The 14057-nt window shown below is 71.8% G+C and carries 14 protein-coding genes; 5 read left to right on the forward strand and 9 right to left on the reverse strand.

Going from position 1 to position 14057, the window contains the following annotated elements:
• The first annotated feature begins 208 nt into the window (after positions 1 to 208).
• The gene (locus ACFYQA_RS28275) at positions 209 to 1012 is read left to right on the forward strand and encodes a GntR family transcriptional regulator (RefSeq protein ID WP_388923543.1); all 804 of its coding nucleotides are present in this window, start codon (positions 209 to 211) and stop codon (positions 1010 to 1012) included.
• Here ACFYQA_RS28275 and ACFYQA_RS28280 read toward each other — a convergent pair.
• The gene (locus ACFYQA_RS28280; protein WP_388923546.1) at positions 990 to 1772 is read right to left on the reverse strand and encodes a class I SAM-dependent methyltransferase; all 783 of its coding nucleotides are present in this window, start codon (positions 1770 to 1772) and stop codon (positions 990 to 992) included. The genes ACFYQA_RS28275 and ACFYQA_RS28280 overlap by 23 nt on opposite strands.
• Positions 1773 to 1850: 78 nt before the next feature.
• On the opposite strand from ACFYQA_RS28280, the gene ACFYQA_RS28285 reads away from it, so the two are divergent.
• From ACFYQA_RS28285 to ACFYQA_RS28295, 3 genes are all read left to right on the forward strand, one after another.
• Positions 1851 to 2249, forward strand: a complete 399-nt coding sequence (locus ACFYQA_RS28285; protein ID WP_388923549.1) for a nuclear transport factor 2 family protein — start codon at positions 1851 to 1853, stop codon at positions 2247 to 2249.
• Between the two features lie 360 nt (positions 2250 to 2609).
• Positions 2610 to 3749 (forward strand): transcription termination factor Rho, encoded by a 1140-nt coding sequence (gene rho, locus ACFYQA_RS28290; protein ID WP_388923552.1) that lies wholly within the window; start codon positions 2610 to 2612, stop codon positions 3747 to 3749.
• Positions 3750 to 3896: 147 nt separating this feature from the next.
• On the forward strand, positions 3897 to 5096 hold the full coding sequence (locus tag ACFYQA_RS28295; RefSeq protein WP_388923555.1) for a D-alanyl-D-alanine carboxypeptidase family protein: 1200 nt from the start codon (positions 3897 to 3899) through the stop codon (positions 5094 to 5096).
• A 69-nt stretch (positions 5097 to 5165) separates the two neighbouring features.
• Here ACFYQA_RS28295 and ACFYQA_RS28300 read toward each other — a convergent pair whose 3' ends face one another.
• Positions 5166 to 6185: an asparaginase gene (locus tag ACFYQA_RS28300; protein ID WP_388923558.1), complete on the reverse strand. Its 1020-nt coding sequence runs from the start codon at positions 6183 to 6185 to the stop codon at positions 5166 to 5168.
• Positions 6182 to 6970: a FadR/GntR family transcriptional regulator gene (locus tag ACFYQA_RS28305; RefSeq protein WP_388923561.1), complete on the reverse strand. Its 789-nt coding sequence runs from the start codon at positions 6968 to 6970 to the stop codon at positions 6182 to 6184. Before ACFYQA_RS28305 ends, ACFYQA_RS28300 begins: the two co-directional genes overlap by 4 nt.
• Before the next feature lie 134 nt (positions 6971 to 7104).
• Here ACFYQA_RS28305 and ACFYQA_RS28310 point away from each other — a divergent pair, with 134 nt between their 5' ends.
• Entirely contained in the window at positions 7105 to 8166 is a 1062-nt protein-coding gene (locus tag ACFYQA_RS28310; protein ID WP_388923564.1) for a fatty acid desaturase family protein, read from the forward strand.
• Positions 8167 to 8214: 48 nt separating this feature from the next.
• On the opposite strand, the gene crcB is transcribed toward ACFYQA_RS28310, so the two are convergent.
• The 6 genes from crcB to ACFYQA_RS28340 all read right to left on the reverse strand — a co-directional run bounded on the left by crcB (position 8215) and on the right by ACFYQA_RS28340 (position 13848).
• Complete coding sequence (gene crcB / locus ACFYQA_RS28315) at positions 8215 to 8589, reverse strand: fluoride efflux transporter CrcB (RefSeq protein ID WP_388923567.1); 375 nt, start codon at positions 8587 to 8589, stop codon at positions 8215 to 8217.
• Entirely contained in the window at positions 8586 to 8990 is a 405-nt protein-coding gene (locus ACFYQA_RS28320; protein WP_388923570.1) for a DUF190 domain-containing protein, read from the reverse strand. Before ACFYQA_RS28320 ends, crcB begins: the two co-directional genes overlap by 4 nt.
• A complete protein-coding gene (locus ACFYQA_RS28325) occupies positions 8987 to 9430 on the reverse strand; it encodes a CrcB family protein (protein WP_388923573.1) in 444 nt (147 codons plus the stop codon). Before ACFYQA_RS28325 ends, ACFYQA_RS28320 begins: the two co-directional genes overlap by 4 nt.
• A gap of 183 nt (positions 9431 to 9613) precedes the next feature.
• On the reverse strand, positions 9614 to 9871 hold the full coding sequence (locus ACFYQA_RS28330; protein WP_388923576.1) for an ArsR family transcriptional regulator: 258 nt from the start codon (positions 9869 to 9871) through the stop codon (positions 9614 to 9616).
• A gap of 255 nt (positions 9872 to 10126) precedes the next feature.
• Complete coding sequence (locus ACFYQA_RS28335) at positions 10127 to 11710, reverse strand: arabinogalactan endo-beta-1,4-galactanase (RefSeq protein ID WP_388923579.1); 1584 nt, start codon at positions 11708 to 11710, stop codon at positions 10127 to 10129.
• A 116-nt stretch (positions 11711 to 11826) separates the two neighbouring features.
• Complete coding sequence (locus tag ACFYQA_RS28340) at positions 11827 to 13848, reverse strand: beta-galactosidase (RefSeq protein ID WP_388923582.1); 2022 nt, start codon at positions 13846 to 13848, stop codon at positions 11827 to 11829.
• Between the last annotated feature and the right edge of the window lie 209 nt (positions 13849 to 14057).

The raw sequence follows: 14057 nt of genomic DNA on the forward strand, positions 1-14057 counted from the left end.
CCGCGTTCCCTTCGGCTCCCGGGGAAGGGGACTCGGCCGCCGCCGCACCGCACGCGCCCTCCCGCACGGCACCGCGCGGCGGGCCTCGTCCCGGTCCCGTTTCGGCCGAACTCATGGACCGCTCTTCCCTGCTGGTTTAGACCAATGATAGATGTGATGGCGCAACGAGCCCACACAACTACGGAACGTCACCAACAGGAGGCGCGGCATGGCCCGCACCACCCCGCACGACCCTCCGCACGGCCCTCCGCAGGCTTCTCCACCCACCGCCCCGTCCACCGCACCGCACGACCCTGCGCACCCCGAAGATGAGCCGCTCTACCGGCGGATCGCGACGGAGTTGCTCGGCGCGCTGCGCGACGGAGCCATTCCGCCCGGTGAACGGCTCCCGGGTGAGAGGCAGTTGGCCGAGCAGTTCGGGGTGAGCCGGGAGACCGTACGACAGGCGCTGGAGGTGCTTCGCCGCGACGGCCTGGTCGCCACCGACCGGCGGGGCAGCCATGCCACCCTGAAGGGCCCGCCGGTGGAGACGCCCGCGGCGCTCGCCTTCCCGGTCGGCGCGCGGCACGTCGGCCGGGACGCGATGGCGCGGGCCACCGTGTCCTGGGAGTCTCCGCCTCCCGGGCATGCCGAGGCGCTGGCCCTGGCACCCTCCCGGCCTACCCTGGTACACCGCTACTGGTCCGCGTCGGCCGACGGGCACGAACTGCGGACGGCCGTGACCTCGTTCTCCACCGTCGCGCTCGCCGAGGTCGAGGAGCTGGCGCGCTACCGCGACCGGGCCGACGGCACCACCGCCGCGGAACTGCGGCGCGCCTACGACTGGCTGCGCAGGGCCGGGCTGACACTGCACCACCGCGACACGATCACCCGGATCGCGGGGACGCCGTCCGTTCGGGTCACCCGGCGGGTGCACGACCAGTACGCCCGGCCCCTGGAGATCACCGAGCTGATTGTGGACGCCCAACAGGACGCTCTGGTCTACGAGTTCACTCTGCCCGCCGCGGTCTGACCGGCATGGCGGACGGCCCGCGGGCGACCCGCCGCTCCGCGGGCCGCTCGGCGACGACCAGGCGGACCCGGGGGCTGCCGTCCGGCCGCCGCCCGAACTCGGGCAGCGGATGGAGTGCGACCCGGAATCCGGCCCGGTCCAGCTCGCGCCGGAGAGCACCGAAGCGGAGGGCGCGGTAGTACATGACGAACGGCGGACGCCACACCGCGTTGCGCACCCGCATCACCATGTCGAAGCCCAGGAGCATCCCGTGCTCGAGCGAGCCCGTCCGGGGCGGGGCGACCACCGGAAAGGCGAACCGTCCCCCGGGCCGCAGCACCCGGTGGACCTGGGTGAACAGCCCTGGCAGCTCACACGGCAGGAAGTGGCCGAACGCCCCGAAACTCACCACCAGGTCGAAGGCCGGTCCGAACGGCAGCGCCCGTGCGTCCGCCCGCACCCAGCCGGCCGTCGGGCCCTCGGGCCCGGTCCGCTCGCGCGCGACGTCGAGCATGCCCGCGCTGAAGTCGACGCCGGTGACGCTCCGGCGGCACACCCTCGCCAGGACGTCCATGCCCGCGCCGGTGCCGCAGCACAGATCGAGCCCGGCGTCGAACGGCCCCAGCCTCCGCAGTGCCACGGCGGTGGCGTCGAGCACCGAGTCGGACGTACGGAAGGGGGTGTGGTCGAATTTCGGCGCGAGGAGGTCGTATCCGCGTTCCACGGACGAGAGCACCTGGACGGCGAGTTCGCGCAGGCGGGGGCCTTCGGGGCTGAACATCGGATCAGCCTAGACCCAGGAGCCGGCCGTGGGGCTAACCTCGTGTGCACTGCAATCCGTTGACTGTGAGGAGCTGTGATGCGGGCATTCCGTGAGGCCGTGGAGGCGCACGACATGGGCGCCGCCGAAGCGCTGCTGGCGGAGGATGTCGTCTTCTCCAGTCCGGTCGTCTTCAAGCCCTACACCGGCAGGCCGATCACCGCGGCGATCCTGCACGCGGTGGCGGAGGTCTTCGAGGACTTCCGCTACGTGCGGGAGGTCAATGACGCGAACGGCCGTGACCACGTCCTCGTGTTCACCGCTCGCGTGGGCGACCGTGAGGTCGAGGGCTGCGACATCATCCATGTCGACGACGACGGCCGCATCGACCGACTCACCGTGATGGTCCGGCCCTTGTCGGGCGCGCAGGCGCTCCAGGCGGCCATGGGCGCGAAGTTCGACCAGATCGCACATGCCGCGCAGGACCGTTCGGCCTGAACTGCTCCCCCGGCCCTGCCCCGAGGCCCGCCGGTCGCCTCCGGCGGGCCCTTTCCGGCTTCCCCCCTCGCACGCACATACCCCGTGATCCCGTGGTACAGTGCACGGAGCACTCGTTTAGCGCCCCGATACGGGCGTCGGTGCCAGTTCTTCCTCGGACTTCTCATCGGTACGCCGTTCCGCCCGTCATTTCGGGCCGGCCGTCCGGCTTTTCCACACCACCTTGTGAGCGGGCTTCACCGCCATGGCCGAGGTGCTGTTCCCACCGCCCCGGGCCCTGGACGCGCCCTCCTGTGCGCGGTCCTCCCCTTCCCTGCGCGTGTTCCTTCCCTCCCAGTCGTCCACGAAAGGACCGACCCCATGACTACCCCCACGCTCGACCGCCCCTCCGTCCGGCAGCAGCCCCGGCCCGTCAGCGGCGTCCTCGACATCGACGCGGCCGGGAAGGGGCACCTGCGGACCGGCGCCTGTCTGCCCTCCCCCTCCGACCTCGCCGTCTCCCCCGCCACGCTTCGCAGGTACGGCCTGCGCAAGGGCGACCTGACCGAGGGCCTGTCCGACGAACGGAGCGGCCTGACCGAGATCACCCGGATCAACGGCCGCACCCCCGAAGCGCTGCGCGGCCGGCCCCACTTCGGGGACCTGACGCCGCTTCACCCGCAGGAGCGGTTGCGCCTGGAACACCCCGCGTCCGGTCTGGCCGGGCGCGTCGTCGATCTGCTCACCCCTGTCGGCAAGGGGCAGCGAGGCCTGCTCGTGGCCCCGCCGAAAACCGGCAAGACCGTGCTGATCCAGCAGCTCGCGGCGGCCGTTGCGGGCAACCACCCCGAATGCCGCCTGATGGTGGTGCTGCTCGACGAGCGCCCCGAGGAGGTCACCGACATGCGGCGCTCGGTGCACGGCGAGGTGTACGCCTCGACCTTCGACAGGCCCGCCAAGCAGCACATCGCCCTGGCCGAGCTGGTGATCGAGCGGGCCAAGCGGCTGGTCGAGGCGGGCGAGGACGTCGTCATCCTGCTCGACTCGCTGACCCGGCTCTGCCGGGCGTACAACAACGCGGCCGCCGCCGGTGGCCGCACCATGAGCGGAGGTGTCGACACCTCCGCGCTGATCGGCCCGAAGCGGTTCTTCGGTGCCGCACGCCGGGCCGAGGAGGGCGGCTCACTCACGATTCTGGCCTCGGCCTTGGTGGAGACCGGATCCCGCGCCGACGAGTTCTACTTCGAGGAGCTCAAGAGCACCGGCAACATGGAGCTCCGGCTGAGCCGTGAAGCGGCGTCCCGCCGGTTGTTCCCGGCCGTCGACATCGTCCCGTCCGGCACCCGCCGTGAGGAACTGCTACTCACCCCCGCGGAGTTGTCGGTCGCACGCGGTCTGAGGCGGGTGCTGCAGTCCCGGGAGGGACAGTCCGGCCTGGAGACGCTGCTGGAGCGGATGCGCGAGACCCCCGACAACGCGACCTTCCTCCGGCGCGTCCAGCCCACTCTGCCCGGCCACTGACCGGTGCCCGGCAGTTGACGGTGTCCGGCAGTCGCCTCTCCCCGACCACGAAGAGCCGTCGCAGCGCCGTGCGGCATCCGGGTGCTTACGGAGGGTCTCCGGCCCGGTCACCGCGGTTGTCCGGGGTCCCCTTCCTACGTTTGCGGTATGACTATCGGACTTGCTTCGCGGGCTGCCGTGTCCACGTGTGCCCTCTGCACAGCGGGCCTGCTGGCGCTCGCCCCCGCCGCGGCGACCGCCGGCACACACGCGGGCCCCGCGCCGTCGCCCGGCTCCGGAGCACAAGCCGCCGCGGAACCGCGGGCCGCGGCCCCGGCGGCGCTGCTGTACCGCTCCGGCACCCAGGTCCACCCGCGCGCCGGGGCACCCGAGGTCCCGGAGCTGTCCGCCCGGTCGTGGCTGGTGGCCGACGCCGACTCCGGTGAGGTGCTCGCCGCACACGACGCACACCGCAGGCTGCCGCCCGCCAGCACCCTCAAGACCCTCTTCGCGCTCACCGTGCTGCCCGCCCTGCCCGCCGGCATCCGGCACACCGTCAGCGAGGAGGAACTGACGGGTATCGGCCCCGGAAGCAGCCGTGTCGGGGTCGCCGAGGACCTCACGTACCGGGTGTCCGACCTGTGGAACGGAGTCTTCCTCAGCTCGGGGAACGACGCCGTGCATGTGCTGGCCTCGCTCAACGGCGGCTGGAAGGTCACCGCCGAGCGGATGCAGGACAGGGCCCGCGCCCTCGGCGCCCACGACACGCGGGTGAAGTCGCCCGACGGCTACGACGCCCCGGGCCAGGTGTCGTCGGCGTTCGACCTGGCGGTGTTCGGCCGGGCCGGGCTGCACCGCCCCGACTTCGTCCGGTACTGCTCCCGCGAGGAGGCGATGTTCCCGGGCCGCGACGGCGGCTCGTACGGAATCCGCAACACCAACCGGCTCCTCACCGGCTCGGACGGGGTGGAACGGTACCCGGGGATCGTCGGGATCAAGAACGGCTACACCAGCAGCGCCGGCCACACGCTCGTGGCGGCCGCCCGCAAGGACGGACGCACCCTCGTGGTGACGGTGCTGGACCCTCAATGGGGCGGCGGGCACGCCGTGTACGAGGAGGCGCGCACGCTGCTGGACTGGGGGTTCGACGCGGCCGGCCGGGTCGATGCGGTGGGGTCGCTGGACGCCCTGAGGGGCAAGCCGCTGCCGGGACCCCGGGCCCAGCCCACCACCGCCGCGGTTCCGGCGGCGCGGGGCCGGGGGACCGAACGGCCGGGGACATGGCCGGTCGCGGGCGCCGCGCTGCTGGGCGCGGTGGGGGTGGCCCTGTTCCTGCGGCTCAGGTGGGGGCCGGCGGTGCCGGACTGACCGGCCGCGGCCGACGTCGACCACTGCCCCGGCACACCGCCGCCCGCCGCTCCACGCTCCGGAAGGCCGTCAGCGTCGTGCGGCGGTCCCGGGCAGCGGTTCCAGCGCGGGTACGGGGCGGATGCCGCCGACCGGCAGACCGCCGCCGAACAGCGGTTCACCGGCGAACGCGGTGAGCACGGCCGGGTCGATCCCGGCATGGGTGAGGGCGGCCGCGGTCACCGGGATGCGTGCCCGGTCGGCACCGTCGGAGATCTTCACGGCGACGGCACTGCCGTCGGGCAGGGCGGCGACCTGCACGCCCTCGAATCCGTCCTTGGCGAGCAGCCCGGGCACGGCCCCCATCAGGGCGGCGATGTCCCGGCCCGAGCCCGATGCCATCTGGGGGTGGTCGCGCATCGCGTCGGCGACCCGGGCCTCGGGGGTGCCGGGCAGGGCGGTGGTGATCCGGGCGACGGCGCGGGCGAGGCCGTACAGGGAGACGGCGAACAGGGGCGCGCCGCAGCCGTCGACGGTCACCCGGGCGACACGTTGCCCGGTGAGGTCCTCGACGGTCTCGGCGATCGCCCGCTGGAGGGGGTGGCCGGGGTCGAGGTAGTCGCCGAGGGACCAGCCGCCGAGCCGTGCGGTGAGGAGCATGGCGGCGTGCTTGCCCGAGCAGTTCTGGGCGAGCCGGGAGGGCGGGCGGCCCTCGCGCACCCAGGTCTCGCGTACGGCCCGGCCGAACGGCAGGTCCGGGGTGTTGCGCAGGTGGTCCTCGGTGAGTCCGGCGCCCGCGAGGACGCGCCGGGTGCCGGCGAGGTGCCGTTCCTCGCCGGAGTGGCTGGCGGCGGTGAGGGAGAGCAGCTCGCCCTCGAGCGGGAGACCGGCCCGCACCATGGCGACGGCCTGGACGGGCTTGAGCGCGGAGCGCGGGTAGCAGGCGGCCTCGATGTCACCGAGCCCGAGCCGGACCTCGCCGTCGGCGCCGAGGACGACGACGGAACCGTAGTGGACACCTTCCACGATCCCGCCGCGGACGAGGTGGGCGACAGGGGCGTGGAGGGGTTCGCGGACCGGGGGCGCGGCCGCGGGGAACGTGCTGTTCATCGGGATCGGTCTTCCGTGGGGGCGGGCCCGTGGGGGGCCGTGGGGGTATGCGTGTGCGGAACCGCGCGGGTGGCCGTCCGGGTGGCCGCGCACGCCGGGCGCACGATGGCCGTGAGGGTCGTCCCGACCCGCTCGAGATGATGCGACATCGCCTCGGCGGCGGCGTCCTCCGAGCCGTCGGCCAATGCCTCGACGACAGCCCGGTGCTCGCGGTTGGACTGTTCGCGCCGGTCCCCGAGCTGGTTGAGAAAGGCGGACTGACGCGCCAGCGCGTCCCGGATCTCCTCGATGACCCTGCGGAACACCGGGTTCTGGGTGGCCTCGGCCACCGCGAGGTGGAAGTGCGTGTCCATGGCGGCCCAGACGGTGGTGTCGGTCTCCCGGTCCATCCGGTCCAGCAGCCGGCGCAGGAGCTCGAGGTGCTCGGGGGTACGCCGCCGGGCCGCGTACCGGGCGACCGGGATCTCGACGTGGCGGCGCACCTCCAGCAGGTCGCCGGCCGTGTAGTCGCCGAAAGTGGGGTCCCCGACCGCGTCGGCGACGACGAAGGTGCCCTTGCCGGTCCTGGACGCGGTCAGGCCCATGGTCTGCAGCGCCCGCAGCGCCTCGCGCAGCACGGGCCGGGAGACCTCGAGGGTGCGGCACAGCTCCGCCTCCGAGGGGAGCTTGTCGCCGATGGCGTACTCGCCGCGCTCGATGGCGTCGCGCAGGTGGAAGAGAACCGCTTCCATCGCGCTGACACGCCGCGGCCCGGCCCCACCTGTCTGGCTGTCTGACAGGTTCACGGGAGTGATGGTGCGGGGCGGACGCGAGGGGTGTCAAGCCGGACGGGGCGACACCCGCGCTGGGGCTACCCACACCCTCACTCCGGTGGGCAACATCATTCTGCGGCGGGACGTCCGTTCACATAATCACATGCATGGCCAATCCAACGGTGCTCAATCCGACGGCGCTCACAAGAACCCCGACCGCGCGGGCAGGCGAAAAGGGGAGTGACTTCGCCGAACTGTCGCGGCGCATGGCCGCCGAAGGGCTGCTCAGGCGCCGCCCTCTCTACTACGTCCTGCGCTTCGGTACGGTGGGCCTCGCCCTGGCTGGAGGTGTCGTCGTCTTCCTCGTCCTGGGCGACAGCTGGAGCCAGTTGTTCGTCGCGGCGGCCCTGGCCGTGGTCTTCGGGCAGCTCGCCCTGGCCGCCCACGATCTGGCGCACCGGCAGGTGTTCTCACGCCGTCGCCCCAGCGAGGCGGGTGGCCTGCTGGTGGCCGACGTGCTGCTGGGCATGAGTTACGGCTGGTGGATGAACAAGCACACCCGTCACCACGCGAATCCCAACCACGAGCAGAAGGACCCGGATGTCGCCCCCGACCTGCTGGTCTGGTCGCGCCGCCAGGCGGGCCGGGCACAGGGTCCCGCGCGGTTCATCGGCAAGCACCAGGCCGTGCTCTTCGTCCCGTTGCTGACACTGGAAGGCCTCAATCTGAGTTTCAGCAGCTTCAAGGCCCTGCGCGGCCCGGCAGTGAAGCGGCCGGTACTGGAGGGGACCCTGCTCGTCGCCCACTTCGCCGTGTACTTCGGCGGCCTGTTCACGGTGCTCTCCCCCGGCAAGGCACTCGCCTTCGTCGCCGTCCACCAGGGCCTGTTCGGGATCTACCTCGGCTCCGTGTTCGCCCCCAACCACAAGGGCATGCCGATGATCGAGGAGGGCCGGCAGCTGGACTTCCTGCGCCGCCAGGTCCTCACTTCCCGCAATGTCACGGGCGGTCCGATGGTCGACCTCTTCATGGGCGGGCTGAACCACCAGATCGAGCACCACCTCTTCCCCAGCATGCCCACGCCCGCCCTCGGCCGGGCCCAGGTCATCACCGAGCGGTACTGCGCCGAGCTGGGCATCCCGTACTGCCGGACAGGGCTGTTCGCCTCGTACGTCACGGCGCTGCGCCACCTCAGGAGCGTGGGGGAACCATTGCGCGAGGCCCGCTGACGGGACTGCGGCCCGGTGGTGGCGGCGACGGAGCAGCGGCCCTGGCCGTCACGCCCACAGCGTATCGGCCAGGGCCGCACCGGCGAACGCCGCGCCCAGACCGGCCGCGACGCTCACCGCGACGTTGGCGGCGGCATAGCGGGCGGCCCCCGCCTCGGCGAGACGAAGGGTCTCGTAGGAGAAGGTGGAGTACGTGGTCAGGGCTCCGCACAGACCGGTTCCGAGCAGGAGCTGCAGCTGCGAACTCGCGGCGCCCGCCGTCACCGCGCCGGTGAGCAGGCCGAGCATCAGGCAGCCGGCGACGTTCACCGTGAAGGTCCCCCAGGGAAACACCGAATCGTGCCGGGACTGCACCGCACGGTCGGAGAGGTAGCGCAGGGACGCTCCGGCCATGGCGCCGAGAACGACCAGCAGCCAGTTCACGGCCTCTCGCCCTTCGTCCCGGTCGTCCCGGGAACGCCGGGAGCGCCAGGAGTGCCGGAAGGACCTTCGCGGCCCGGGTACCGGACCACCTCGCAGACATCGAGGGTCACCAGGCCTTCGGTGACGATTGCGTCGAGCTCGGGCAGGAAGGCCCGTACCCGCTCCTCGGTGTCGACGACGACGACCGCCACCGGCAGGTCCTCGCTCAGGGACAACAGCCGGGAGGTATGGACGAGCGAGGAGGCGCCGAAACCCTCGATGCCGCGGAAGACACTGGCGCCCGCCAGTCCCGCCGCGTGGGCGCGGTGGACGATCTCCGAGTAGAGGGGCCGGTGATGCCAGGTGTCGTTCTCACCGATGAACACGGTCAGGCGCAGCGCACTGCCGGTCAGCCCTGTCATGGCTGCCTCCTGTTCAGAACACGACGGGTCGCGGACGCGGCCGCCCACACGGCGCCGAGCGCCGCGAGCGGGGTGATGGCGAGGTAGGTGAGCGCGAGGCTCCCGCTGCCGTCGGCGAACAGGTGGTGGCCGTCGACGGCATAGGCCGAGAAGGTGGTGAAACCGCCGAGGAATCCGGTGCCGAAGAACGGGCGGACGAGGGGGTGGGCGGTACGAACCTCGGTGATGATCACCATGAACACGCCGATCATGGCGCAGCCGGTGATGTTGACCCCCAGGGTCGTCCAGGGGAAGCCGTGCGCCGGTGTCGGCCACCACAGCGCGGCCGCATGACGGGCGACGGCGCCCGCTCCCCCGCCGAGCGCCACCACGGCGACCACAGGAGCGTGCGCGCGCAAGGAGGGGCGTGCGCGGAGGGCCTCGGCGGGCGGGGGTGTCACGGGCGTACGTCTCCTACTCGTCGAGCGGCCCAGGGTGTGTGGGCGCGCGTCTTCACAAGTAGGGACCGTTGGCGGCGGCTCCGCGGTTCGGATACGGCGGGCCCCACCGCCGCGCCGCGCGAGGTGCTCGCGGGCGAGTACCAGCTTAACGCCCTCGGCCGGGAAGACCCTCGATCGTATGCACTACCAACCCTTCTCGAACATCCGCGCGACCTCGGCGATCCGCACCTCGTCACACCGGTAGTACGGGCGCCCGGCGGCACCGCCGGTGCGCAGCAGGCCGACGGCCGTGAGCAACCGGAGGTGGGTGAGGGCGACCGGGCGGGTCATGCCGAACCGGGTGGCGACGGCCTCCGGGGTGGCGCCGTGTTCGACGCGGCCGGGTTCCCTCAGCCAGGCGAGGATGTGCAGCCGTGTCCCGTCGTCGGGAGTCCTGATCATGTCGTCCACCTCCACCCCGGCGTCTACTCCGGGCACCTCCACTGTCCCGCAGCCGGCGCCCCCGTGTCAGGCGCTCCCGTGTCAGGCGCTCCGGAACCCTTGCCGGGACAGTCGACCCGCCTCGGCCACAGGGTGGTTGCACGGTGCAGCGACTCTACGGAACCACCGTTTCACGGCACGACGGCGGGCGGCCCGGCCGCACACGTACCGTCGTGTGTGCGGCCGGGCCCCGGCGTACGTCAGGACCTCACACGCTCACCGGTGGCCGAACCACGACATCGCGGGCAGCGCCCGGTCGTCGTAGCCGAACAGTGCCTGGTTCTCCCAGCCGTTGCCGGAGGCCGGGTCGGCCGGGTCCCAGCCGTTGCCGGTACGGGCGGTCCAGGTCGCCTCCCAGTAGAAGACACCGAGGCCCCGCCCGTTCGGGACGGCCTCCACGATGCTCGCCACGTCGTTCATCCACCGGGTCTGGCCCGCGGTGGTCGCCGGGTAGCCGGGGACCAGTTCTCCGGTGAGGTCGATGATGTTCTCCAGCCCGTCCTCGCTGTCGAGGCGGAACGGGTAGGCCGTCTCGGCGAGGAAGACCGGCTTGCCGTAGCGGGCGGCAGCGTCGTCCAGGGTGGTCTGGAAGTCGTGGAGCGTGCCGTGCCAGTAGCCGTAGTACGACAGGCCGATAGCGTCGAACCTCACGCCCTGGGACACCGCGTTGTCGAACCACCAGCGGGTCCCGTCGAGGTCGCCTCCCTCGGCGAGGTGCAGCGCGACGGTCGTGGACGGGGCCACCGCCTTGGCGGCGTCGTAGCCGGAGTTGAGCAGGCCGGCGAGCTGCGTCCAGTTATTGGTGGACCCCTCGTTCCAGAGCATGCCGCCGTTGATCTCGTTGCCGACCTGGACCATGTCCGCGGTGGTGCCCTGCGTCTTGAGGGCGTCCAGGACGTCGTACGTGTGCTGGTACACGTCCGTCTTCAACTGGCTGTAGGAGTGTCCTGCCCAGGCGGCGGGCTTGGTCTGCTTGCCGGGGTCGGCCCAGGCGTCCGAATAGTGGAAGTCGACCAGCAGCTTCATGCCCTGGGCCTTGACTCGCTTCGCCATGGCGAGAACGCGTGCCTTGTTGTTGTATCCGTCGGCCGGGTTCACCCAGACCTTCAGGCGGGCGTAGTTCATGCCGGAGGACCGAAGGATGGCGACGCCGTCGCCCGCGCTTCCGGACGCGGTCCGGTAGACGCCGCCCTTGGCCTCGCTCTTGGGCAGGGACGAGATGTCGGCGCCCTTGACCGCCAGGCCCGAGGTGCCCGGGGCGAAGGTCAGGTCGTCGACGTTGATCCAGTTGCCCGCGCCGGCGTCGCTGTTGACACTGATCGTGCACTGGTTGTTCGTCACCCTGACGGGTACGACGATCCGTATCCAGTCGCCGGCGGACACCGGCAGGTCGGTGCGCTGCTCGGTGCCGCCGCAGTTCTTGAGGGCGAGGTATGCGGCGTTCTGGCCGCCGCCGGAGCGGACCCAGGCGGTCAGCCTGTAGTCGCCGTTGGTCAGGCCGGACAGGTACTGGTACGTCTCCACCTGGTAGGCCGAGGACGACCAGTGGGACAGGCGGTGGCTTCCGCTGCGGCCGCCGGACTCGGTGTACGAGGCTCCGGTGGCGCCGTACTCCGACCAGCCGGCCGGGGCCGCGGCCCCCGAACCGTCGGCTTCGAAGCCGCCGTTGGTGAGGGTGCTCGCCGCCGTCGCGGTCTGGGCGGGCAGTGCGGTGAGGGCGAGCCCCGCGGCGAGCGGCAGCAGCAGGGCCCGGAGTACGCGTAAGCGTGTGCGTGCGGGTGTGCGTCTGGGATGGAACATCGGTGTTCGTCGTCCCTTCGACGTGGGGGGGGAGGAGCGCCCCCGCCCGAGGTGGGGCGGGGGCCTCCCGCCGCCCGCGGTGTGCGCTGTTCACGCGGGCGGCGGGGAGTCGTGGCTCAGCCGTCGAGTCGCACGACCCGGACGGCTCCGGCCGGGACCGCCAGGCGGCCCGCGGCGCGTTCACCCGTCAGCAGTTCGGTGCCGGGGGTGTCCAGCGACACCTTGGTGTCGCCGGCGGTGTGGTTGATCACGAACAGGAAGGTTCCGGACTCCCCGGAGCGGCGCACCACTTCGACATCGCGGGGCAGGTCGGCGCGCGGGGTGATCCCGGTGTCCTCGACTGCCCAGCCGAGCAGCGTGTCCAGTCCCTCGGCGCCCAGGCGGGTGGAGACGTACCAGGCGCTGCCCTCGCCGAGGCGGTGGCGGGTGACGGCGGGGTGGCCGGCGGTGAGGCCGTCGGCGTAGGTCCATACGGTCTCGGCACCGCGCGGCACCACGAACTCGGACCACACGTCGGCACCGAGTTCGGAGCCGTCGGGGCCGGTCAGGCGTACCCGGGCTCCGGCGTCGAGCGGCGAGAACTCCTCGACGGTCAGGCCGAGGACGTCCCGCAGGGCCCCCGGGTAGGCGCCGTCGTGCACGGCGTCGTGTTCGTCGACGATGCCGGAAAAGTACGAGACGACGAGGGTGCCGCCGTTCTCGACGTACTCCTTGAGGTTGTTCCCCGCCGCCTCGGTCATCAGGTACAGGGCGGGGACGACGACCAGGGGGTAGCGCGACAGGTCGGCTTCCGGATGGGCGAAGTCGACGGTGAGGTGACGGTCGTAGAGCGCCTCGTAGAAGGCGTCGGCGCGTTCGCGGGCGTCGTGGTCCTCGGTGGGGCGCCAGTCGAGGTTCTGCGCCCACCACGAGTGCCAGTCCCACAGAACGGCGACGTCCGCCTCGGTACGCGTGCCACGGAGAGGCTTCAATGTGTCCGCGTTCGCGCCGAGTTCGACCACCTCGCGCCATACGCGGGTGTCCGTGCCGCCGTGCGGGAGCATCGCCGAGTGGAACTTCTCGGCTCCACGCCTGGACTGGCGCCACTGGAAGAACATGGCGCCCTCGGAGCCTCGGGCCACATGAGCGAGGGAGTTGCGGGCCATCTGGCCCGGCGCCTTGGCGGGGTTGCGGGGCTGCCAGTTGACGCCCGAGGTGGAGTGCTCGAGCAGCAGCCAGGGGGCGCCGCCGGCGACGGAGCGGGTGAGGTCGGCGGACATCGCCAGGTTGACGTGGGTGCGGCGGCCGTCGGTCATCAGGTAGTGGTCGTTGGTGACGAAGTCGACCTCGCGGCCCCAGGCCCAGTAGTCCATGGAGTCGCACTGGCTGAGGGCGGTCATGAAGTTGGTGGTGACCGGGATGCCGGGCGAGAGGCGGTGCAGGATGTCGCGCTCGGCGACGAAGTTCTCCCGCACGGTCGCGTCGGCGAACCGCCGGTAGTCCAGCGCCTGGGCGGGGTTGCCGACCGTCGGGGTGGCCCGCGGCGGGTTGATCTGCTCGAAGTCCGCATAGCGCTGGCCCCAGAAGGCGGTGCCCCAGGCCTCGTTGACGGCGTCGACGGTGCCGTAGGTGCGGACGAGCCAGCGGCGGAAGTGGGCGGCGCACCCGTCGCAGTAGCAGGCGGAGACGGGAACGCCGTACTCGTTGTGGACGTGCCACATCGCGAGCGCGGGATGGCTGCCGTACCGCTCGGCGAGCTTGGTCGTGATGTCCGCCGCGGCGGCCCGGTAGTCGGGGTTGCTGTGACAGATGGCGCCGCGCGAGCCGAACTCGTAGCGCACCCCCTCCGCGGTCACCGGCAGCGCGTCCGGATGGGCGCGGTAGAACCAGACGGGCGGCACCACGGTGGGCGTGCCGAGGTCGACGCGGATGCCGTTCTCGTGCAGCAGGTCCAGGACCCGGTCGAGCCAGCCGAATTCGTGGACGCCGGGCGACGGCTCCAGCAGGGCCCAGGAGAAGATGCCGACGCTCACCATGGTGACGCCGGCCTCACGCATCAGCCGGACGTCCTCGGTCCAGATGCTTTCCGGCCACTGTTCGGGGTTGTAGTCCCCACCGAAGGCGAGCCCGGTGAGGCCCAGGGGGGTGATCTCCGGCATGGATTGTCTCCCGATATGTCGAGCTACTGGGAACGTACACACACACTTTCAGTGGCGTGGAGCCAACATAACCGCACAGCAACAACCATTGACAAGCGTCCGGGATGTTTCTCTACTGTGAACGCTCACAGAGCAGCGCGAGCCACGGTACGAGCCGAGCGCAGCTGGGGCAGCAGGTCTTCGCGAGAGGCGGGGGCCCAGGTCAGGGG

It is taken from the genome of Streptomyces sp. NPDC005774, assembly GCF_042871645.1.
GTDB lineage: Bacteria > Actinomycetota > Actinomycetes > Streptomycetales > Streptomycetaceae > Streptomyces > Streptomyces pratens.